The sequence below is a fragment of the Pseudomonas sp. GW821-FHT03A09 genome (assembly GCF_059421065.1).
The window spans coordinates 559,751-581,672 of sequence record NZ_JBWKUX010000001.1; the positions used below are offsets into that span (position 1 = coordinate 559,751).

Annotated in this window: 18 protein-coding genes, 1 pseudogene and 1 riboswitch; of the genes and pseudogenes, 7 read left to right on the forward strand and 12 right to left on the reverse strand. The window is 59.6% G+C overall.

What is annotated here, in order from left to right; all coding sequences use genetic code 11:
* Positions 1-244 precede the first annotated feature (244 nt).
* Together AC07V4_RS02665 and AC07V4_RS02670 are read left to right on the forward strand one after the other, a co-directional pair.
* A complete protein-coding gene (locus AC07V4_RS02665; RefSeq protein ID WP_431750380.1) occupies positions 245-796 on the forward strand; it encodes a cytochrome b in 552 nt (183 codons plus the stop codon).
* A gap of 32 nt (positions 797-828) precedes the next feature.
* Positions 829-1,428 carry a YceI family protein gene (locus AC07V4_RS02670; RefSeq protein WP_431750381.1) on the forward strand — a complete coding sequence of 200 codons (600 nt, stop codon included), beginning with the start codon at positions 829-831 and terminating at the stop codon, positions 1,426-1,428.
* Between the two features lie 224 nt (positions 1,429-1,652).
* On the opposite strand, the gene rhlE2 is transcribed toward AC07V4_RS02670, so the two are convergent.
* The 5 genes from rhlE2 to ahcY form a co-directional block, all read right to left on the reverse strand.
* Positions 1,653-3,530, reverse strand: a complete 1,878-nt coding sequence (gene rhlE2, locus AC07V4_RS02675; protein ID WP_492634940.1) for an RNA helicase RhlE2 — start codon at positions 3,528-3,530, stop codon at positions 1,653-1,655.
* A 221-nt stretch (positions 3,531-3,751) separates the two neighbouring features.
* Positions 3,752-4,555, reverse strand: a complete 804-nt coding sequence (locus AC07V4_RS02680) for a substrate-binding periplasmic protein (protein ID WP_492634939.1) — start codon at positions 4,553-4,555, stop codon at positions 3,752-3,754.
* Between the two features lie 63 nt (positions 4,556-4,618).
* Entirely contained in the window at positions 4,619-5,701 is a 1,083-nt protein-coding gene (locus tag AC07V4_RS02685; RefSeq protein ID WP_492634938.1) for a hypothetical protein, read from the reverse strand.
* Positions 5,702-5,779: 78 nt separating this feature from the next.
* A complete protein-coding gene (metF, locus tag AC07V4_RS02690) occupies positions 5,780-6,625 on the reverse strand; it encodes a methylenetetrahydrofolate reductase [NAD(P)H] (RefSeq protein WP_492634937.1) in 846 nt (281 codons plus the stop codon).
* A 176-nt stretch (positions 6,626-6,801) separates the two neighbouring features.
* Positions 6,802-8,211: an adenosylhomocysteinase gene (gene ahcY, locus AC07V4_RS02695; protein WP_492634936.1), complete on the reverse strand. Its 1,410-nt coding sequence runs from the start codon at positions 8,209-8,211 to the stop codon at positions 6,802-6,804.
* A gap of 21 nt (positions 8,212-8,232) precedes the next feature.
* Positions 8,233-8,339: riboswitch (S-adenosyl-L-homocysteine riboswitch) on the reverse strand.
* 198 nt (positions 8,340-8,537) lie between these two features.
* Here ahcY and AC07V4_RS02700 point away from each other — a divergent pair.
* Both AC07V4_RS02700 and AC07V4_RS02705 read left to right on the forward strand, forming a co-directional pair.
* Positions 8,538-8,942, forward strand: coding sequence for an acyl-CoA thioesterase (locus tag AC07V4_RS02700; RefSeq protein WP_003194988.1), 405 nt, complete (start codon positions 8,538-8,540; stop codon positions 8,940-8,942).
* A gap of 99 nt (positions 8,943-9,041) precedes the next feature.
* Positions 9,042-10,972, forward strand: a pseudogene (locus AC07V4_RS02705) (patatin-like phospholipase family protein).
* A 90-nt stretch (positions 10,973-11,062) separates the two neighbouring features.
* Here AC07V4_RS02705 and AC07V4_RS02710 read toward each other — a convergent pair.
* From AC07V4_RS02710 to AC07V4_RS02720, 3 genes are read right to left on the reverse strand one after another with little or no spacing between them, the layout of a single operon-like run.
* A complete protein-coding gene (locus AC07V4_RS02710; protein ID WP_492634935.1) occupies positions 11,063-12,478 on the reverse strand; it encodes an ArnT family glycosyltransferase in 1,416 nt (471 codons plus the stop codon).
* Complete coding sequence (locus AC07V4_RS02715; protein ID WP_492634934.1) at positions 12,478-13,464, reverse strand: glycosyltransferase family 2 protein; 987 nt, start codon at positions 13,462-13,464, stop codon at positions 12,478-12,480. The genes AC07V4_RS02710 and AC07V4_RS02715 overlap by 1 nt, the downstream gene beginning before the upstream one ends.
* Complete coding sequence (locus AC07V4_RS02720; RefSeq protein ID WP_493074385.1) at positions 13,445-13,873, reverse strand: GtrA family protein; 429 nt, start codon at positions 13,871-13,873, stop codon at positions 13,445-13,447. Before AC07V4_RS02720 ends, AC07V4_RS02715 begins: the two co-directional genes overlap by 20 nt.
* A 276-nt stretch (positions 13,874-14,149) precedes the next feature.
* Here AC07V4_RS02720 and AC07V4_RS02725 point away from each other — a divergent pair, with 276 nt between their 5' ends.
* Entirely contained in the window at positions 14,150-16,036 is a 1,887-nt protein-coding gene (locus AC07V4_RS02725; RefSeq protein WP_492634933.1) for a DUF3857 domain-containing transglutaminase family protein, read from the forward strand.
* Positions 16,037-16,053: 17 nt separating this feature from the next.
* Here AC07V4_RS02725 and AC07V4_RS02730 read toward each other — a convergent pair whose 3' ends face one another.
* Complete coding sequence (locus AC07V4_RS02730) at positions 16,054-17,313, reverse strand: cation:proton antiporter (RefSeq protein WP_492634932.1); 1,260 nt, start codon at positions 17,311-17,313, stop codon at positions 16,054-16,056.
* 181 nt (positions 17,314-17,494) lie between these two features.
* On the opposite strand from AC07V4_RS02730, the gene AC07V4_RS02735 reads away from it, so the two are divergent.
* Positions 17,495-17,881, forward strand: a complete 387-nt coding sequence (locus AC07V4_RS02735) for an MAPEG family protein (protein ID WP_492634931.1) — start codon at positions 17,495-17,497, stop codon at positions 17,879-17,881.
* Between the two features lie 69 nt (positions 17,882-17,950).
* Here the strand turns inward: AC07V4_RS02735 and mltA are convergent, their stop codons facing one another.
* Positions 17,951-19,132, reverse strand: coding sequence for a murein transglycosylase A (mltA, locus tag AC07V4_RS02740; protein ID WP_492634930.1), 1,182 nt, complete (start codon positions 19,130-19,132; stop codon positions 17,951-17,953).
* Positions 19,133-19,261: 129 nt separating this feature from the next.
* Here mltA and AC07V4_RS02745 point away from each other — a divergent pair, with 129 nt between their 5' ends.
* The gene (locus AC07V4_RS02745) at positions 19,262-19,711 is read left to right on the forward strand and encodes a c-type cytochrome (RefSeq protein WP_492634929.1); all 450 of its coding nucleotides are present in this window, start codon (positions 19,262-19,264) and stop codon (positions 19,709-19,711) included.
* A 6-nt stretch (positions 19,712-19,717) separates the two neighbouring features.
* Here the strand turns inward: AC07V4_RS02745 and AC07V4_RS02750 are convergent, their stop codons facing one another.
* A complete protein-coding gene (locus tag AC07V4_RS02750; protein ID WP_492634928.1) occupies positions 19,718-20,113 on the reverse strand; it encodes a DUF1090 domain-containing protein in 396 nt (131 codons plus the stop codon).
* Positions 20,114-20,183: 70 nt separating this feature from the next.
* The gene (gene ligB, locus AC07V4_RS02755) at positions 20,184-21,848 is read right to left on the reverse strand and encodes an NAD-dependent DNA ligase LigB (RefSeq protein ID WP_492634927.1); all 1,665 of its coding nucleotides are present in this window, start codon (positions 21,846-21,848) and stop codon (positions 20,184-20,186) included.
* Positions 21,849-21,922 lie beyond the last annotated feature (74 nt).

Genomic DNA, 21,922 nt, shown 5'->3' on the forward strand with positions numbered 1-21,922 from the left:
AGGCGCAGGCGAAACAATCGCGCAAGCCTATGCAATGGCGGGCGGTGCCACAACCCATTGTGGGGGAATTCGTGTTAAACGCAGGACGATCTGTCACGTTTCTTAGGAATAGTCCTTAATCCGTTGTTAACGTACTGTGCATATCGTCTAGATCGTATTTCTCGATATTTCAAAGCGAAAAATTGCGCTTTAATTCGATAGGTAAATCGCTAGTCTTGGGCACAGTTCTTACGGGATTAAGTACATGCAGCTACGCAACTCACCGGCCCGCTATGGTTGGGTCAGTATGGTTTTGCACTGGGGTGTTGCCCTTGTGGTATTTGGCCTGTTTGCCTTGGGCTTGTGGATGGTCGGTCTCGACTACTACAGCGCCTGGCGTAAAGACGCACCGGATCTGCACAAGAGTATTGGCATCACGTTGTTCGCCATCATGCTGGTGCGGATTGTCTGGCGCTTGGTCAGCCCGCCACCACCACCGCTGGCCAGCTACAGTCGCTTGACCCGTATCGGTGCCGCATTTGGCCACGCGTTCCTGTATCTCGGGCTGTTTGCCGTGATGATCGCCGGTTACCTGATTTCCACCGCAGACGGTGTCGGTATCCCGGTGTTTGGCTTGTTTGAAATTCCTGCCGTGATTTCCGGTCTACCGGACCAGGCAGATACCGCGGGCGTGGTGCACTTGTACCTCGCCTGGGTGCTGGTGGTTTTCGCCGGTTTGCACGGCGTGGCTGCATTGAAACACCACTTTATCGATCGTGACGCGACCCTGACGCGAATGCTGGGGCGCAAAGCCTGATGTTCAACCTCGACTCACAAGGAATAGAAAGCATGTTGAAAAAGACCCTCGCCGCTTTGGCAATCGGTACTGCCCTGCTGTCCGCCGGTTCGGCAATGGCTGCCGACTACGTGATCGACAAAGAAGGCCAGCACGCCTTCGTCGACTTCAAGATCAGCCACCTGGGCTACAGCTACATCACCGGTACCTTCAAGGACCTGGACGGCAAGTTCAGCTTTGACGCGGCCAAGCCTGAAGACGCCAAGATCGAAGTCAACGTGCGCACCGCCAGTGTGTTCTCCAACCACGCTGAACGTGACAAGCACGTCAACAGCAAGGACTTCCTGGAATCGGGCAAATTCCCTGATGCCAAGTTCGTCTCCACCAGCGTCAAGCCAACCGGCAAAAATGCAGATGGCAAGCTGACTGCTGACGTCACTGGCGACCTGACCTTCCATGGCGTGACCAAACCTGTTGTAGTCAAGGCTACCTTCCTGGGTGAAGGCAAGGACCCATGGGGCGGCTACCGTGCCGGCTTTGAAGGCACCACTTCGCTCAGCCGCAAGGAGTTCAACCCAGGTGGCATGGACGTAGGTCCACAGTCCGACGTGGTTCAGCTGTACATCACCTTTGAAGGTGTGAAAGCGAAGTAATTTTTGTTTTTACACGAAAAAACCGGATCTTGAGATCCGGTTTTTTTATGCCTGGAATGCAATCAATATGGGCGCTGGCTTGCCTGCGATGCGGGCACCTCGGAGCATCAGGCACACCGAGTCGATGCAATCGCAGGCAAGCCAGCTCCCACAGTTGATCTGTGTTGAGTCAAAAAAATGCCCCGTCTCGAAAGAGGCGGGGCATTTTTTATCGGCTTTGAAACTCAGCGGTTGCGGGTCAGCAACGCGGGTTTTTCACCACGAGGACGGCCTGGCAGTTGATCCAACTGTTCAGGTGTCGGGAAACGATCAGCCTTCGACTCTTTGTGGATGATCTTCGGTGCCGGGCCACCACGCGGGTTCTGCACGGCGGGTTCGGACGAGCGTGGCTGGTCATCGCGGGCTGGGCGGCGGTTGCGCGAGTCTTCGCGGCGAGCCTGGCCGTCACGCGGTGCACCATTGCGCGGGCCGTTGCGCTTGGCAGGTGGAGTACCTGTGGTACCGCCGCTGCTGTTGCGCGGACCGTTCTGACGACCGCCTTGCGGTTGACCGTTGCGTGGAGCACCCGTACCAGCGCCCTGTGCCGGGGCACCCGGGCGACGGCCGCGACCTTGGGCCGGCTTGGCCTGAGGTACGTAGTCGACGCGGTTGCCGAAGTTATCGATATCGTCGTCCAGGAACTCGTCCGGGGCACGATCAGCGGCAGCACGTGGCGGCTGGCTCGGCTGGCGCTGTTCGCGGGCCGGAGTACCTTCACGGGGCTTCTGCTCGCGGGCAGGGCGTTCGCCACGGCCGCTGGAGGCAGATTTTTCCTTGCCTTTGTCTTTGCCCTTGTCGCGACGACCACCGCCACCACCGCCGCCGTTCGGGCCATCGCCCTTCGGACCGCGTGGGTTGCGTGGGTTACGCACGTCCGGACGCTCGCGCGCTTCAGGCTTCTCGGCCTCCACGGCGCTGGCATCGAAGCCCATCAGGTCGCCGTCGGCGATCTTCTGCTTGGTCATGCGCTCGATGCTTTTCAGCAGTTTTTCTTCGTCCGGTGCGACCAGGGAAATGGCTTCACCCGAACGACCGGCGCGGCCGGTACGGCCGATACGGTGCACATAGTCTTCGTCGACGTTAGGCAGTTCGAAGTTGACCACGTGTGGCAACTGGTCGATATCCAGGCCGCGGGCGGCGATATCGGTGGCGACCAGGATGCGTACGGTGCCGGCCTTGAAGTCAGCCAGGGCCTTGGTGCGCGCGTTCTGGCTCTTGTTGCCGTGGATGGCGACAGCGGTGAGGCCGTGCTTGTCCAGGTACTCGGCCAGACGGTTGGCGCCGTGCTTGGTACGGGTGAACACCAGTACCTGTTCCCAGGCGCCGGCGGTGATCAGGTGGGCCAGCAGCGCACGCTTGTGGCTGGCGGCCAGGCGGAATACGCGTTGCTCGATACGCTCGACCGTGGTGTTCGGTGGCGTGACTTCGATGCGTTCCGGGTTGTGCAGCAGCTTGCCGGCCAGGGCGGTAATGTCCTGGGAGAACGTGGCTGAGAACAGCAGGTTCTGGCGCTTGGCTGGCAGGCGGGCGAGGACTTTTTTCACGTCATGGACAAAGCCCATGTCGAGCATGCGGTCGGCTTCGTCCAGCACGAGGATTTCCACGTGGGACAAATCGACGCTGCCTTGGCCGCACAGGTCGAGCAAACGACCCGGGCACGCCACCAGCACGTCAACACCACGGGACATGGCCTGAACCTGTGGGTTCATGCCGACGCCGCCGAAGATGCAGGCGCTGACGAACTTCAAGTCGCGGGCATACAGCTTGAAGCTGTCGTGTACCTGGGCGGCGAGTTCGCGGGTTGGGGTCAGGACCAGTACGCGCGGTTGGCGCGGGCCATGACGCTGGGATTTGTCCGGGTGACCGTTGGGGAACAACCGCTCCAGGATCGGGAGGGCGAAACCACCGGTTTTACCAGTACCTGTCTGAGCCGCAACCATCAGGTCGCGACCTTGCAACACGGCGGGAATGGCCCGCTGTTGCACCGGAGTAGGCTCGGTATAGCCCGCTGCCTCGATGGCGCGGACTAAAGCCTCGGAGAGACCGAGGGAAGCAAAGGACATGAGTAATCCTGTTTTAGTTAGGGCTTGGCCCAAAGGGATAATCTTGCCGGGCGTGAATGGCGCTTAGGGGAGCGCAACCCCGTCCGGTCCTGCTGCGTCTGGCGGGCACTCCACCAGCTCGCGCGGGCTGAAAGCTGCGCAGTAGCTGGGTTAGGTGCCTTTTTCAAGACCTCAGCGGCCGGGCGTGAGCCTAGCGGAAAGGCCGGAGTATAACAGAGCAATCACGGCGCGCTGCTTTCCTGGTGCTCAACGGTGCCTGTTGACGTTGTAATGGGGGCGATGTGCGCGTGGATACCGCCATATTTTGCGCTCAACACGGCGTAGGCCGGCTCTTGTTTGAAGCGCTTGAGCTCGGCGGCGAAGCGCTGCACCAGCAGATCCATGCCCGCACCCCGGCGTACGGCCAAAAATTGCTGCTGGCGGCTGATCACCAACGGTGCCTGGCTAACCTTGCCCTCCAGGCCGAGGTTCTTGATGACGTGCTGTCCCACACGGCGGTCGGTGATCACCATGTCGATACGGCCCAGCATGAGTTTGCCAAAGTTGGCTTCATGGCTGGGGGCCGGTTCGCGGTTGAAAGCCGTGGAGTCGCTGAACGCGTTGCCATAGAGGTAGCCAGGTGAGATACCGACGGTCAGGCCGTTCAGTTCGTCCAGGGTACCGACGGGGTGAGGGCGTTCGTTGGCGTAGAACAGCACGAACTCGACCTCTGACAGCGGCTCGCTGGGGTAGAGCAGCAAGGCATCGCGGTCGTGGCTGTGAAAAATATCCAGCGCGCCATCGGCGTGGCCTTGCTCTAGCATGGCCAGGCAGCGCTTCCAGGGCAGGAACTGCCATTGCACATCAACCCCCAGGCGCTGGAACACGATCACCGTGGTTTCATAATCGAGTCCGCGCATGGTGCCGTTGTCTTCGTATACGTAGGGTGTCCAGGGCTCGGTGACAATGCGCAACTTCTCGCCATAAGCGGTCAGGCTCAGGCAAGTGAAAAGGGCAGCAGTCAACAGCTTCAAAATGACAGGCATGCCCTGAGATTACGACTCTCCAGCCTTAAAGAGAAGCTCTGGCACAAGCATTGGCGCCAGGTGTCACTTGGCCGGGGAGTCCAGCAAGTGCTCATGGATTGCGGCTCGCCGTTCACCGAGAATCAGGCGCACAACAGGGTTGGCGAACCAATGTTCCAATTGGTGGGCATCGATAGGGCGCTTTTGGCGTTCTTCCTGATTTTGTCGGGCCTTGTCCCACCAAACCGGGCCGCATGCCTGGTCGAACTCGTTCTCGTGCTCGTAGCAGCCGTAGAGGATTTCACGGATGAACTGTTGCTGGTGCTTGGGCAGCAGCAGGGTGATCAGTTTGTACATCAGGCGCTGCAAGCGCGGCGGACGTGGCAGCTGGGAGGAGACCTGCCGTGTGTCCGCCAGGGCCTGTTCGCTGGTAGGTGCCGCCGCGTGCTTGGCGATCCACGCCTTGACCTTGGCGCGAAACAGCTGCTTGCGGCTCCAGTAGTGGTGGATCAGGTCCGGGCATTCGCGCACGTTAACGGTGCGGTAGGCGGCGATGGACAGGCAGAACTCTTCCAGGGTGTAGGCGCCCTGGGCGTGGGGGAACAGTTCATCCATCAGTTCGATCGAGCGATCGAGAATGTGCGCATCCTGTTGGGTCAGGCCCATGACGCCGGAGTTGAGGGTCATCATGTCGTCGTCGGCCACGCCCATGTCCAGCAGGCGCTGGTGCAGGGCGGTGTAGAGGATGCTTTCGTGGTTGTCGCCATACTTGGTGTAGAAGGCGTTGCACAGCAGGGTGCCAGGCTGCACGCGTTCGAACAGGGCCATGGGCGAGTGGTGAAAGAAGGTGTCGGTGTCGATCAGCAACGCCACCGGAGATTCTTGCAGTACCTGGCGCAATACCACGTGCTTGGTACGGAAGTGGTAGCCATGGGGCTCGCTCCAGCGCTTGCGCGTGGCGTCATCCAATGGGCGCACACGCACCGGCAGCAAGCGATAAGGTTCAGGGTTGTCACTGAAGACCTGGATGTCCACGGTGGCGTCCGGGGTGTCCTGCAGGAACGCCAGTGCGCTGGCGATGCTGAATACCGCTTCCTGATGGTAGGTTTCGGCACCGAATACCAGGTAGACCAGCTGCGGGCGGGAAGTCGGGGACACTGTGTTCATGGACTGCGGGATTCCGTGGCTACGTAAAACGAAAAAGGCCCTCGTCTGGACGAGGGCCTTGGCACAACCGGGCAAACCTTAGCGTGGCAGCTTGAGGTTGTTCCAGATGGCAAGGCTGGGTTCAGCCTGGTTCAGGGTATAGAAATGCAGCCCTGGCGCACCACCTTGTAACAATTGTTCGCACATTTCGCTGATGACCTGCTCGCCGAACGCCTGGATGCTCTTGACGTCATCGCCATAGGCTTCCAGTTGCTTGCGCACCCAGCGTGGGATTTCAGCACCGCAGGCATCGGAGAAACGCGCCAGCTTGCTGTAGTTGGTGATCGGCATGATGCCCGGCACGATTGGGATGTTCACACCCATGGCCCGTACGCGCTCGACGAAGTAGAAGTAGCTGTCGGCGTTGAAGAAGTACTGGGTGATCGCGCTGTTGGCGCCGGCGTTGGCCTTGCGCACGAAATTTTGCAGATCGTCTTCGAAATTGCGTGCTTGGGGGTGCATCTCCGGGTAAGCCGCCACTTCGATATGGAAGTGATCGCCGGTTTCTTCACGGATGAAGCTCACCAGGTCATTGGCGTAGCGCAGCTCACCGCTGGCCATGCCCATGCCGGACGGCAGGTCGCCACGCAGGGCGACGATGCGCTTGATGCCGGCGGCCTTGTACTGGGTCAGCAGGCTGCGCAGGTCAGCCTTGCTGTCACCCACGCACGACAAGTGCGGAGCGGCGGGAACTTTGACTTGGCTTTCCAGCTGCAGCACGGTGTTGATCGTGCGGTCACGGGTCGAGCCACCGGCGCCGTAGGTGCAGGAGAAGAAGTCGGGGTTGTAGCTGGCCAACTGCGTAGCAGTCGCCATCAGTTTTTCATGCCCAGCATCGGTCTTGGTCGGGAAGAACTCGAAGCTGTAGCGACGGTCTTGGGACATGGTCGTATCCTTGGAAACTCAAAAAACCGGAAGTATTCACCGATTTAATGTGGGAGCTGGCTTGCTCGCGAAAGCGGTGTGTCAGTCACCGGATGCATCAACTGACATAGCGCATTCGCGAGCAAGCCCGCTCCCACACAAGCCCGTCGCCACAAGGACAGCGGGCAGCAGGTAAATCAGTAACGGTAAGCGTGCGGCTTGAACGGACCTTCGACCGTCACGCCGATGTAGTCGGCCTGGGTCTTGGTCAGTTGGGTCACTACGCCACCGAAGCCGCGGACCATTTCCAGGGCCACTTCTTCGTCGAGTTTCTTCGGCAGTACTTCCACGGTCAGGCGCTCGGCTTTCTGGGCGGGCGACAGGTCGGCGTACTTCTGCTCGAACAGGAAGATCTGGGCCAGCACCTGGTTGGCGAACGAACCGTCCATGATGCGGCTTGGATGGCCAGTGGCGTTGCCCAGGTTAACCAGGCGGCCTTCAGCCAGCAGGATCAGGTAGTCGTCGTTCTGCGGGTCGAAATCACTAGCACCGGTACGGTGAACCTTGTGTACCTGTGGCTTCACCTCTTCCCATGCCCAGTTCTTGCGCATGAAAGCGGTGTCGATCTCGTTGTCGAAGTGGCCGATGTTGCAGACAACGGCGCGCTTCTTCAGAGCCTTGAGCATGTTGGCATCGCAGACATTCACGTTACCGGTGGTGGTCACGATCAGGTCGATCTTGCCCAGCAGGGCTTTGTCGATGCTTGCTTCGGTGCCGTCGTTCTGGCCGTTGATGAACGGCGAAACCACTTCGAAACCGTCCATGCAGGCTTGCATGGCGCAGATCGGGTCGACTTCGGAAACCTTGACGATCATGCCTTCCTGGCGCAGGGACTGGGACGAACCCTTGCCCACGTCGCCGTAGCCGATCACCAAGGCTTGCTTGCCCGACAGCAGGTGGTCGGTGCCGCGTTTGATGGCATCGTTCAAGCTGTGACGGCAGCCGTACTTGTTGTCGTTCTTGCTCTTGGTCACCGAGTCATTGACGTTGATGGCCGGGATTTTCAGCTCGCCCTTGGCCAGCATGTCCAGCAGGCGGTGAACGCCGGTGGTGGTTTCTTCGGTTACGCCGTGGACGCGGTCGAGGATCTGCGGGTATTTCTTGTGCAGCAGCTCGGTCAGGTCACCGCCGTCGTCGAGGATCATGTTGGCATCCCAAGGCGCGCCATCTTTGAGGATGGTTTGTTCCAGGCACCACTCGTACTCTTGCTCGGTCTCGCCTTTCCAGGCGAATACCGGGATACCGGCAGCAGCGATCGCGGCAGCGGCCTGGTCCTGAGTCGAGAAAATGTTGCAGGACGACCAACGCACTTCGGCACCCAGGGCAACCAGGGTCTCGATCAGTACGGCAGTCTGAATGGTCATGTGGATGCAGCCGAGGATCTTCGCGCCCTTGAGCGGTTGCTCAGCGGCGTACTTGCGGCGCAGGCCCATCAGGGCAGGCATTTCGGATTCGGCGATAAAGGTTTCGCGACGGCCCCAGGCAGCGAGGGACATGTCGGCGACTTTGTAGTCGTTGAAATCTGCAGGCGTGTTTACTGCGCTCATGAAGAGCCTCCATTCGTAGTGTGCGAATGGGCGCCGTTGTGCGTTTAGTATCAAGCCAGGGCAACCAGGCCGGACAACGCCCCATCCGAGCCTGACAGGTTGAACCTGCTGCAGCGCCCCTCGGACAGGTGGCGGGAGAACGGTATCAATCGAAGATGACCGTTTTGAAACGGTGGCGATTATAGCCGTGTGCGCCTGACTTCCCAAGCCTTTCTGTCGGCCATATGAAGATCGTTCATGGGGTTGATAGGCAATGGCTCATAGAGGTTGAGCCCGGGCTCTGCCATGATGTTGCCCATCATTCGGCAAGACGCTTTGGAGTGACTATGAACTTCCACACCCGCAAATGGGTAAAACCCGAAGACCTCAACCCCAACGGCACCCTGTTCGGCGGTAGCCTGCTGCGCTGGATCGACGAAGAAGCGGCGATCTATGCGATTGTCCAGTTGGGCAACCAGCGCGTGGTGACCAAGTACATTTCTGAAATCAACTTCGTCAGCGCTTCACGCCAGGGCGACATCATCGAGCTGGGCATCACCGCCACCGAGTTCGGCCGCACCTCCATCACCCTGACCTGTGAAGTGCGCAACAAGATCACCCGTAAAAGCATCCTCACCGTGGAAAAGATGGTCTTCGTCAACCTCGGCGAAGATGGCTTGCCAGCGCCTCATGGACGTACCGAGATCAAGTACGTGAAGGACCAGTTCAAGGACGATAGCCTTCCCGAGTAACCCTGCTGCGCTGTGATTTGCTTTACCAAATCATTCCGCACGGATCTTTCCCAGGCGCTCTCATCACTCAGGACCACACCCTGTAGAGAGAGCCCATGGATGAAAGTGTTTAACTCGATCACCAAGATTCAACCCTCAGTGACTGAAGAGGCGTATTCCCCGACCCAACAAGCGGTGGAGACGCCGCTGGTGGAGGGGGTGGGCGCGCGCAATGTGACACTCATGCGTGATCAGCAGGGACGGGTGGACGTGTTTTTATCGGCCCCCCTGTCACCAGCCTGGTACTCAGTGGGGGTGGCGCCAAGGGCATTGCTTTCTCGGGGGTGGTACGGGCACTTGAGGACGCCCAGAAGCTGCAAGGTATCCAATCGATCTCCGGCTCATCTGCCGGTGCTATTTCAGCAGCACTGATTGCCAGTGGCATGGGGGCTGAAGCGTTCGACCGGTTGTCGGACGGTATCGATTTGCCCAGCCTGCTGAACAGCAAAGACACCGTGACGGCCTGGATGCAGGATGCCAGTACGACACTGGGCAAGCAGGTGGGGCGCTTGCCCGGCGCCGTCGGCAGTACCTCTCAATTGTTGATGACTTTGCTGCCTCGCCTGCAGAGCGAGGCATTTCCCCTCGAAGAACTGGTCCGTAACGAGGCGCGTCAGTCGATTCTGGGCCATATCGCGCAAACCCCTCGGGAAACGCGGTCGGCGCAAGTCATGCGCATTGCTGACCGGTTGAGTGCTGGCGGCGCCCCTACGTTTGGCGATCTTGAGGTGCTGAGTCGGGATATACCCGCGATCAAGCAACTCAACATCACCGGCACCGGCATGTTTGCCGACTGCCCACAGCTGGTGGTTTTCAATGCCAGCCTGACCCCGGAGATGGATATCGCCCGGGCAGCGCACATCTCCGGTTCTTTGCCGCTGGTGTTCAAAAGCCCGGTGGAGCAAGGGCATGGTTTCCAGGCCTCAGCTGAAACCACCGCGTTCAAGGACGGCGGCCTGCTGCTCAATACCCCGGCGCCAGGTGTGGTGGATCGGGCGTTTCCCGAGAGCCCCCTGGCCAAGTCTGAGTCGTTGATCGTCAAGTTCGAGTCAGATGTTTCTGATACGCGAGCGCGCAGTGGCAGTTTTTTCAGCCACTTGGCAGATCGCATCACGGGCGTTCCGCATTCGGCTGCAGGGGCCTTCCAGGACAAAAAGCTCGAGGCGTTCGCCGAGCAGATCGTGATATTGCCCCTGAAGACCGAAAAAGGCGATTTTCGAGGCCTGCTCACGGGCACGGTCAACTTCACGATGCCGGATGAGCAGAAGCAACACCTGCAAGCGAGGGCGCGCCAGACGGTAGATGCGCATTTGGAGCGCCGCACCACGGCACTGGAGCACCACGCGTTCCAATCGCTGGGTGATGCGGTGTTGGCCATGGATGATGCAATGCTCGCCAGCGTGCAACCGACGCTGCAAAAAGACCCGGCCGCCGCGGATGTGCTGATGTTTCGGGAAAGCGCAAAACAGGCGATGCAAGTCCTGGATGCCGCGATTGCCGAGGCTAACCAGGCACCGGGCGCGCTGGTGCTCACGCCGAGAATCTTATCGGCCCTGCGTAACCTTGACGCCCTGGCCCAGCGTCCTGTGCACATCGATTGGTTGGGGCGGCGCCTGAATGTCGCCAGCCAGCCCAATTTTCAGCAGTTGCTGCAAGCGGCGGCCAAGCAGATCGCAGGCGGTGCATTGCCGATGTCCAAGGTCATTGGCCGTGCTGTCGCTGAGATGAGCGTGCGTGATATTGCGATGAAAGCTGAAAACTTCACACGTGAGGTGATCTACCCGTCGCTGTTCCGACCCGGCCAGCCCGAGTCCAATGTTGAATTGTTGCACCGTGCGGCCCAGGACCTGGCATGGGCCACCACACCCACCGAATTCAACCGGGTACTCGACACCCTCGTTGACAGTTACAAGGCGCGTAACAAACCCTGGGACAAGGCATCCAGCTCTACCACTGTGCAGATGGCCAAGGCCTGGCGTTTGCCGGCTTAGTTGATTAGCAGTGAAAGCCGCCTGCGAGGCAAGGCGGATGATCCGAATGGGAGGCAAGGCGGATGATCCGAATGGTGCAACGTGACGGTATCAGGGCGAAGGCTTTTGAGGGGCGCACCGAAACAGCACGCTCTCGCTGGCCCGCAGGCGTTCGTTGCAGTTGAGCGCCTGCAAGGGCTCGATGCCGTACTTCAGGTCGGACTCCCGGCGGGCGACATAGAACACTTTGTTATCGGGCAGCCGGGAAAGGTCTTTTGATCGTCTGGCCTGCCCCGCGGTGTAGAACTCCCCTGAATAGGAACGCCTCCCCCAATAATAAAGTTCTCCCGGTTCATCCTTTTGCAGTTGCTGCCAGGCCAGCGCCAGGGCCTGCTGATTGTTGGGACGCTCAAAGGCGCGGCCATCCACTACAGCCACCCCGATGAAGACCGGCAGCAGCAGGCTCAATACAAGGCCCACGGCAACCCGAGCCCGGCTCGCCGGCATGGTGTGATCGAGCGCACCGGCCAACAACAAGCTCCACGCCGGCAGCGCGGGCAACACATAGATCCACAAGATATTGCCGGAAAAGGTAAAGAAGGCCGGCGTTATCAAGGCCCACAAAACGACATAGCTGTAATAAGGCCAGGACTTGAGCAGCCTGCGGTAACCGAAGTACAAGGCAGGTAGCAACAGCGTCCAGGGAAACATCGCAATCAGCAGTTCCAGCCAGATCGCACCCGCCGTACGGGCGTGAGCAGTGCCGTACAAATCACCGGCCCAATCGCTGACGGTGTAGCGCCTCCAGTGCTCGCCGATCAGGAAATAGTCCAGAAACCCTGGTGTGCGCAGTTCAGCAACGACATACCAGGGCACGGCGATCAGCAGCATCAGAGCAATGCCTGTGACCCAGGGCAGTCGCACAAAGGCGCGCCACCGGTTGTGATAGAGCGTCCAGATCACCGCTGTTGCGCCCACCAGCACGCCCACCAGCGGTCCTTTGGACAACAGGCCCAGGCCCAGTCCGGCAAACCCTGCCAAGGCCCAGCGTTGATCATAACGGGCAGCGCCGCGCCAGAAACCGTAGCTGGCGAGTACGACTGAAAAGCTCAGTGCCGGGTCGGTCAACACCACACCTGCCGACAGCAAGCCAAGCGTTGAGCTGGAAAAAATAATCGCCGCCAGCAACCCGGTGCGCTCATCCGCCTCCTCGCGAGCGAAGCGGATAATGATCAGGCAGCTAGCGACATGAAACAGCCACGCCGGAAACCGAATGGCGAATTCGTTGATCCCCAGCAGTTTCATACTCAGCGCCTGGGTCCAGAAAGAGAGCACAGGCTTGCCCCAGAACGGTACGCCGACATCGAACAGCGGCGTTACCCAATCGCCCAGGGTGAGCATCTTGCGGGCCATTTCGCCGTAGCGGGCCTCGGATGTATCCATTAGCGGGTAGAAGCCAATGCTGGCCAGACGAATGCCAAGGATGGCGAGCAATACCAGCCAGAGGGTGCGGCGAGTCATCATCATCAGAGGGTTTCTTGTTCGAGGGCGGGAGTTGTGTCGGGTTTTCCTGGCTTTCGGGGCATGTGGCCCGCCTGGCCCTTGAGCAAATAGATCGGCCTGTGCCTGACCTCGCTCAATGTCGCACCCATGTATTCACCGATCATTGCGGTGCCCAGGGCGATAAACGCCGCGATACCCAGGACAAAGTGGTGGGTACCGAGGGTCTCGGCACTGAACTGGTGGACGATGAACGCCAGCGTGCTGATGAAGATCAGCAGGCTGAGCAGGCTGAACCAGCGCAAGGGTTTGCGAGACACCGCCAATACGCCATCGATACCCAGATCAACCAGTGCCAAGGGGCCCCATTTGGTTTGACCGGCGATGCGGGGCTCACGGTCGTAGGGCATCTCGATGGTGTTGAATCCGAGCCAGCCGATCAGGCCCTTCATGAAGCGTGTCCGTTCCGGCATGGCGCGCAGGGCAGCCAACGGCGCGGGGCCGATCAAGCGAAAGTCGCTGACGTGAGGCGGGACGTCGAACTTGTCTGCCAGAAAGCCGATGAGTGTGTAATACAGATGGGCGCTGATGCGTTTGCCGGGAGTGTCCGATACTCGACTGCGCCTCTGCATATTGACGATGTCGAAACCACTGAGCCACTGATCGACCATTAATGGGATACATTCGGGTGGATCTTGCAGGTCGGCATCAATAAATAGAACCGCGTCACCGCGCGCGTGATCGACCCCGGCCACCATCGCAGCCTCTTTGCCGAAGTTGCGACTCAAGTTCAGGCAGCGCACCTCGGGTGTTTGGCAGAAAAAACTCAGCACGTTCTGAGTTTCATCGCGGCTGCCATCATTCACGTACAGTAATTCATAACGAATACTCAATGTCCGCACTGCCGCCATCAAGCGCTGATGAAAGACAGGTAATACCTTGGCTTCGTTATAACAGCAGATAATGACACTGAGCATCGGGCGCAGTGCTCGATCAGCTATTGATAGGTTCATGGCGGAAGGTCCAATGCTGGTTGATTCGAAAGGCGATCAGCGTCAGGGCGCCCGTAGTGATCATCTGCATCAGCCAGGGATGCCGTGGAAACAGGTTCAGCAGCATTACCATCACCGCCAGGTTGCCAAGGTTGTAGAACAGGGCGGTGACCCCGAAACGCAGCCATTGGCGAGCGTCGGATCCGTCGACACGTTTAACGAACGTCCACCGTTTGTTGCCGTGATAACTCACGATGGTTCCCAGCAGAGCACCGAACAATGTGGAGACTATTAGCGGTAGTACAAAAGATAATAACAAGAGTGTTATATAGTGGGCGCCGGTCGCCAACAGGCCGATCATCAAATAATGGGGAAGGCACGCTCGAGCCTTATCGGGAGATGAATAGGTCATATAGTTGGGCGCGTTCATAGTCGGGCAAGTTTGGGTGGATGGATTCTATCGGGCGCATCGTTAACGTATATGAAAAAAATCGAAATAAGTCAGGTATTACCAAACTGTAATCGGGCAGTAAGTTATTTGTTAGTCAAGCGTTTGATAGAGACTTAAAAGTGCCGCTCGCAGTCAATGCGTGGGGCGGGCCTGGGATCACCGTTTTCCGCACGTTTCAATGATAGGGAAGTCGATTCGTCATAAATGAATGGCAAAGTCGCTGCGCGGTTTTCCATTCATGAAAGAAGGATCTTTATGCGGGCTTTTCCTTTCTTGCCGGTACGCAGGTGGTGTGTGCTGGTTGTGGCGGTAGGCGTGCTCGGCACGGCACAGGCCAAGGACGATGCGACGGATCGTTCCGTGACCATCGAAAAAAACACGCAAGCGTTTGTGGTCAATGCCGACGGCAGTTACGTGCTGAATGCCGATGAGGTCGTGCGGATCAATGAAGAGCGCGCCATCAAATTCAGCGCCCAGCGGGCTGTCACTTACAACCGCTCTCTGGACACCCTGGACATTCTCGAAGCCTTCACCCAGAAGCCCGACGGGCGCAAAGTGATGGTCAGTGCGGATCGGATCAGGGAACAGCAGGAGCGGGCCTCGGCGGATGCGCCGATGTTCCAGGACTCGAGGGTCAAGGTAGTGATCTTTCCGGACGTGGCCGTGGGTGATCGCCTTAACCTGCGTTTCCAACTGACGCGTAAGACGGCGATGTTCCCCGGCGAGTTCACGGCCCTCTCCGTTGCCAGCCTGAACCCGACCGAGGTCTACAGCCTGACCTACGACTTGCCGATCGAAAAAACCTTGTACGCCGATGCCCGTGGTTTTACGCCGTCCACACCGGTGGCGGCGCCCGGGCGCAAGGTCTATCGCTGGGACTATGTACAGGCCGAGAAAACTCGGCCTGAGCAAAGTGCAGTGGCCTACACCGACTACGGCCAAATGCTCGCTGTTTCGACCTTTACGGATTACAAGGCGATGGCCAGGGCCTACGAGGCACGCGCCACGGTTGAACTCACGCCGGCAATCACTGAGTTGGCGCAGACACTCACTGCAGGACTGACGACATCGCGGGAGAAGGCTTTGGCGCTGAGTGACTGGGTGCGTAAGAACATTCGCTATGTCGCTGTGTATCTCGATGTCGGCGGCGTGGTGCCGCACTCGGCGCAGTCGGTGCTAGACAATCGCTACGGCGACTGCAAGGACCATGTGGCACTGCTGGAGGCTTTGCTCAAGGCCGTCGCCATCGAAAGCTCGCCAGCCTTGATCAACCTGGGCAACGCCTACACCTTACCCACAGTGGCTGTGATGAGGCCGATCAACCATGTGATCACCTATGTCCCAAGCCTGGCGCTCTACCTGGACTCCACCGCGAGCGCCATTGCGGCCGGTTACTTGCCGCCGCAGGACCTAGACAAACCAGTACTGCTGACCCGCACCGGCGAGATGGCACGCACGCCGGCCACCCAGTCCAACAAAGTAACCAGTGAACTGGTGTTCAAGGTCGATGACAAAGGGGCGGCGGACTTTACCCAAACCACCCATGCGGAAGGCTGGCGCACGGAAGTGATGCGTTACATGGTCAGGTCGCGTCCGCCAACGGAGCGTGAACAGATAGTCGTGAAAATACTGCGCAGCCATGGACAGACGGGCAGCGGTACGCTGCAAACAGACGCGCTGGACGGTGATGCACCCCGTTTCAAGACCGTGCTGGCTGGGCATACGGAAAACCTTATCAACCTGCCCGGACCGATTGGCGTGCCGGCACTCAGTCGCCTGGGTGGCAGCATTGTCCAGGATGTACTGTTCCTCTCGGCAGAGAAGGCGCGAGCGCAGAACTTCACCTGCTTCGCCAATGAAAGCGTTGAAAAGGCCCGTTTCGAGTTTCCGCCGTCAGTGAACATCCTGGCGGTGCCCAAGTCCGTATCACTCAAGGGCGCGGACATGACCTACGAGGCTCGCTATGAACGCGACGGCAATAGCGTGCAAGTCTCCCGTACTTTCACATTCAGCCATCCCGGGGCGGTGTGCAGCCCTGAGTGGTTCAAGGCCGAGCAGCCGATGATCGAAGCCATGACCAATGATCTGAAAACCCAGATCATCGTTCAGGTTGCCCAAGACAGCGGGTTGGCGGCGAAGTGATTCGCCGCCGGTTTCACTCAGTGGGCGTCGGCTTGCGGTGCCGGTTCACCTTGGGTCACATGCTTGACCAGCTTGCCGATGCTCAAGCCTTGCAGCAGGATCGATGACAGCACCACGATGTAGGTGATGCTCAGCAGCAAGTCGCGTTCCGGGCCCAGCGGCAAGGCCAGGGCCAATGCCACGGACACACCGCCGCGCAAGCCGCCCCAGGTGAGGATACGGATGGTGCCGCGCGGCACGCTGCGCCAGCGACGCAGCAACAGGATCGCTGGCGCCACCGTTAGCAGGCGCGACAGCAGGATCGCCACGGCGAGCAAACTCGCCGCAAACACATGCAGCCAGTTGAACGGCAACAGCAACAGCTCCATGCCGATCAATGCGAACAGCAGGGCGTTGAGCATGTCATCGAGCAGTTCCCAGAAACCGTCCAGGTAGCGCCGGGTCATATCGTTCATCGCCAGTTTGCGCCCCAGGTTGCCGATGATCAGCCCTGCGACCACCATCGCAATCGGCGCAGAGACATGCAGCTCAGTGGCCATCGCCGAGCCGCCGATGACGAGGGCAAGGGTCAGCATCACTTCGATCTGGTGCTGTTCGATGCTCTTGATCATCAGGTACACCAGGTAACCAATCAGGCCACCGAACACTACGCCGCCAATCGCTTCATGGGCGAAGAGCATGGCGGTGGCGCCCACGGTCGGGGTTTCGCCCAACTGTGCGATGCCGAGCAGCACGGTGAACACCACGACCGCCGTGCCATCGTTGAACAGCGACTCGCCGACGATGGTGGTTTTCAACGGCTTCGAAGCGTTGGCGGTACGCAGCACACCCAGGACCGCAATCGGATCGGTTGGGGAAATCAGCGCGCCGAACAGCAGGCAATACAGGAAGCTCACGTGCCAGCCAAACAGGGCAAAGATGTAATACGCCAGGCTGCCGATCACCACGGTGGCAATCAAAACGCCAAAGGTTGCCAGCAGGCCGATGGGCCAGCGGTAACTGCGCAGGTCGTTCAGGTTGACGTGCAAGGCGCCGGCAAACAGCAGGAACGACAGCATCCAGTTCATCAGCAAGTCGCCGAAGTCGATCTGGCCGATCAGCTGCTGGATACGTTCTTCCAGGCCCGGGTAGCCGAGCACGCTCAGGCCTTGCAGGATCAGGGAGAACACCAAGGCCGTGACCATCACACCAATGGTGGGCGGCAGGCCGATAAAACGGAAGTTCACGTACGTGAGCAGGGTGGTGAGGCAAATGAAGGCGGCGACAAGTTCAAGCATCCGGGATCCTTGGAAGTTGGGTAAAGGTCATCAATGGTGGATGGACCGCAATAGCGACGGGATGTTGCAAGTGACGGACAGAACCTTTGCTATGTCACACGGCTCATCGCGGGTGAGTGCGATAGCACATGTTTAGTGCTAAAACTCTAATCGCTGGTAAAAACAACAAAAGGAATCTGTGATGACAGTGGCATTCTGGTGTGTATTGATCGCGATTTTTCTGCCTTACCTGTGCACAAGCGTGGCCAAATTCAGCGGCGGCAAGTTCGGGCTGCGAGATAACCATGACCCACGTGCCTTCCTGAATACCGTCGAAGGGGTGGCCAAGCGCGCCCACAACGCTCAACTGAACAGTTTTGAAGTGACGCCAGCCTTTGCGGCGGCGGTGATTATTGCGCACCTGGCGGGTACGGCGTCGCTGGTGACGATCGATGTGCTGGCGGTGTTGTTCATCACCAGCCGCATGCTGTACATCATTTGCTACCTGGCGGACTGGGCGGTGCTGCGTTCGCTGGTGTGGGGTGTGGGGATGGTGTTGATTGCGAGTTTCTTCTTTGTCTCGATCTAAAGCCTGACGCCGATCATGCTGGGCTTTTGTAGTGGGCGGGGCAAGCCCGCTCACTACATTAGTGTTCGATCAGGTTCCGGCGGGTGCATCTGGAACCTGCGGCAGCGCTGCGCCCTTGGGCCAGAGCATCCAGATCTGCCCTTGCTGCTTCATGTTGCCCGCCAATTCACCCGCCGCATCACCGGTGCCCCAGAACAGGTCCGCACGCACTTCTCCGGTGATTGCGCCGCCCGTGTCCTGCGCCGCGACGGGCCTGGCGATCGGTGAACCGTCGGGTTTGGTGGTGGACAGCCACAACAGGCTGCCCAGTGGGATCACCTTGCGATCCACCGCCACGCTATAACCGGCCGTCAACGGTACGTTCAGCGAACCACGTGGTCCTTCGTTACTGTCGGGGCGGGCGCTGAAGAACACGTAGCTCGGGTTGCTCGCCAACAGCTCTGGAATGCGTTGCGGGTTGGCTTTGGCCCAGGCACTGATGGTGCCCATGGTCACGTCGTCTTTTTTCAGTTCGCCTTGCTCCACCAGCCATCGACCAATCGGGCGATAGGGATAGCCGTTCTGGTCGCCGTAACCCACGCGTAGCTGGCGCCCGCCCGCCAGTTGAATACGGCCTGAACCTTGGATTTGCAGGAATTGCAGGTCCATCGGGTTGGTCAACCAGGCAATCGGCTTGGCGGTCGAGCCTTGGCTGTTGAGGGTGCCGGCGTCGTCATAGGGCTTGAGCACGCGACCTTCCAGGCGGCCGCGCAGGCGCTTGCCCTTGAGCTCGGGGTAGATACTTTCCAGGTTGACGATGATCAGGTCGTCCGGCACGCCGTACACCGGCACATGGGCGGTGGTGGTTTCGGTCAGGCTGCCGGGGTAGACCGGTTCGTAGTAGCCGGTGATCAAGCCGTTCGGGGTATTGTCAGCCGAGCGCAGGCCGAATACATCCAGATGCTCCTTGAGAAAACCACGAACTGCCACCGCATTACCTGGCACGCCTACGGCTGCGGCACACGTGGCGCCCCACACCGGGTCGGCCTTGAGGCGCTGGCAGGCGCTGCGCCAGGATTCAAAGCCGGCCAGCAGGTCGCTGTCGGACACGCTGGGCAAGGCTTCCCACGGTGCGCTTACATACGTGGCGACGGCGTGGGGTTTGGCGGCTTCCGGTTTATTGGCCTCTTTGCCGCCGTCACAGCCGGCCAGCAGCGCGATCATCGGTAGAGCCCACGCCAGGCGGCCCCAGGGTTTGAAGGTGAGATTCATACAAGCAATTCCTGAAGCGATCGCCCGTGCGTTCGCGCAAACGGGCAACCCTTATTGTTAATAGGGCTATTGGTCTTTATGGGCGGGGCGAGGATACTGGCCGCCGTTTCCCGTGACCTTGAAGCCATCATGACTTTTAAAAAACTGACTGTGGTATTGCTGGCCTGCCTGACTGTGTCCGCCTGTGGCGGCGTTGACCCCAACTCACCCCTGGGTCAGCGCAAGGCGATCTTCAAGCAGATGCTCAAGACCGGCGAAGACTTGGGTGGCATGTTGCGCGGGCGCATCCCGTTCGACGGCGCAAAATTTGCCGACGGCGCGGTCAAGCTGGACGCGTTGTCCCATGAGCCGTGGAAACATTTTCCCAGCGTGCGTGAGGAAGACCACACCAGCGCCAAGGATAACGTGTGGCAACAACAGGCACGCTTCCAGGAGCTGGCCCGCAACCTGGAGACGGCCACCGGTGAGCTGGTGATCGCCAGCCAGGTCCAGCCTTACAAAGCCAGCAACCTGGGGCCTGCGGTGCAGAAAGTCGAAGATGCCTGCACCGCCTGCCATAAACAGTTCCGGGACCACTGACCGGTTTTACTTGTCGAGTTCTTCCACTGCATCCTGCAGCTCTTTGCGGGACTCGGCGAGCTTGTCCTTGCGCTTGTTGATCTTGTCGGCGTCGCCTTTTTTCATTGCCTTGTCGAGGTCGGCCTGACGGCGACTGACTTCGTGCTTGGCGTCGAGCACCTTGTTTTCGCGTTCTTTGCGTAGGGAGGCATCAGTGCAGTTGGCGGTGGTTTCGCTGAGGGCTTTTTCCAGGCCGGCCTGCTGCTCGCTGTTGCCGTGAGCCTTGGCTTGTTCTATCTGGGTGCTGATGGCCTGGCGCTTGGCGGCGCAGCCGGTGAGGGGGGACGCCTCTTCGGCTGCCAGCAGCGGTGTGGCCATGAAACTTGCGACGGTCAATAGGGCAATGGGGGCAAAAAATTTCATGTGGGGCTCCAGGGTCGTAATCCGATGGCAGGGTGAATTCTGCCGTGGGTCAAAGGTTGTTGGCCTGGGTTCAAAACCCGTCTATCCCGGCCGTGTGTAATGTTTCAGCCAGCGCTTGCACTTGCGGGTCGCGAAAAAAAGCGCTGAGTTGCGCCGCACGACCGGGGCCGATGCCGTCGGTGGCTAGCCAGGCTTGCGTGTCCCGGCTGGCCAGGGTCTGCCAGCCGCCTTCCAGGTTATTGCGTGCCGAAGGCGGTACGCCCAGGGCTTTCAGCCATTGTGCAAAGGGTTGCTGCCGGGCGCTGCGGATGCTGTCGAGCACTCGCGTACGACGGCGGTCACCGAAGCCATCAATGTTAGCAAGCTCTGCTGCATCCAGGGTTAACCAATCGAGAAAGCCTGCGATTAGACCGGCCTGGATCAATACGTTCCAGGTCTCGCGGCCCATATGGGGCAAGGCCAGTCCTTGATTGCCGCTCAACCAGGTCAGGCGAGCAAGCAGTTGTTCCTCGCAGCCTGGGTCCAATTGCCAGCAGCTCAAGGCATGGAAGGCGTGGACGTTGGGTACTTGCACGTCCACCCTCGTCTCATTGCGCAGGATGACCTCGTCCAGGTGGGGAATCACTTGCCCGGCCAGGCTGATGGAAACGTGATCTCCGGGGCGAATATCCAAGGTTTGCCAACGATTCAGGGAGCCCACGCTGACCCGACGGATCTGCCGATCATCCAGGCGTACCGGTTCCAGTTCCAGAATGGGCGTAATACGCCCGGTGCGACCAATCTTGAATTGCACTTCGCGTACCAGTGCCAGGGCCTTGGCGGGTGGATACTTCCAGGCGACCGCCCAGTAAGGTGCACTGGCTTGCCAGCGGTCGGCGGGTGCATGGGCCGCTTGATGCAGCACCACACCATCGCTGGCAAAGGGCAGCGGTTGGTTGTACCAATGCGTGCGCCAATGGACGGCTTCGCTGATGTGCTTGATGGGTTGGCTGTAACGCCCGCTGTCGGTGAACCCCCAGCGTGCCAGGGTCGCCAGGCGCTCGGAGAAGTCGGCCGGGCCCTCTGGCCAGGCCCAGATGAAAAGGCCGACTCCGGCGGCTTCGACGTCACTCAACTGATGGCGGTTCATCAAGCCAGCCACCTTGCTACGGGCACTGATCCCTCCGTGTGCAGACTGCACGTGCGCTTCAAGGCGCCAATAGAGCTCGCCTTGCAACACCACGTCGACCGGTTCCGGCAACTGCTGGACGATGCCGGCGATTTTACTGGCAGAGGCTGACCAGTCCTGGCCGAGCATGCCGTCGCCCCGGCTGATGACTTGATTCAAGCGTCCGCCGCGATACACCAAGGTCACTGCCACGCCGTCGACCTTGGGTTGAATCCAGGCGTCTTCACGGGAACTGAGCCAGTCGCTGACGGCCGACTCATCCAGCAGTTTTTCCAGGCCGGTGTGTGCGATCGGATGAGGCAGGGTGCCCCGTGAGCTTGCCAGGGGATTGTCAGTGCTCGACGTGGGCTGGGGAAAACATTCGCGCCAACGGTCCAGGCGCTGGCGGGCCTGGTCGTAGAGTTCGTCGCTGACGGAGGGCTGGCCGAGTCGGTGGTAGTTGTCATCCCACAGGCGGACTTGCCGGGCCAGGGTGTCAAACTGTGAGCGGGTCAGGTCGGAGCACTCTTCGGCCCCGACCCAAAAAGGCAGAATGCTGAGCAGTAGAACAATTAGCCGGCGCATCATGAGCATCCTTGCTCGAAAAGGGCGTCCAGCCTAAGTGATCCACGCGGCCACAAAAAAGCCCCGAACGAGCGGGG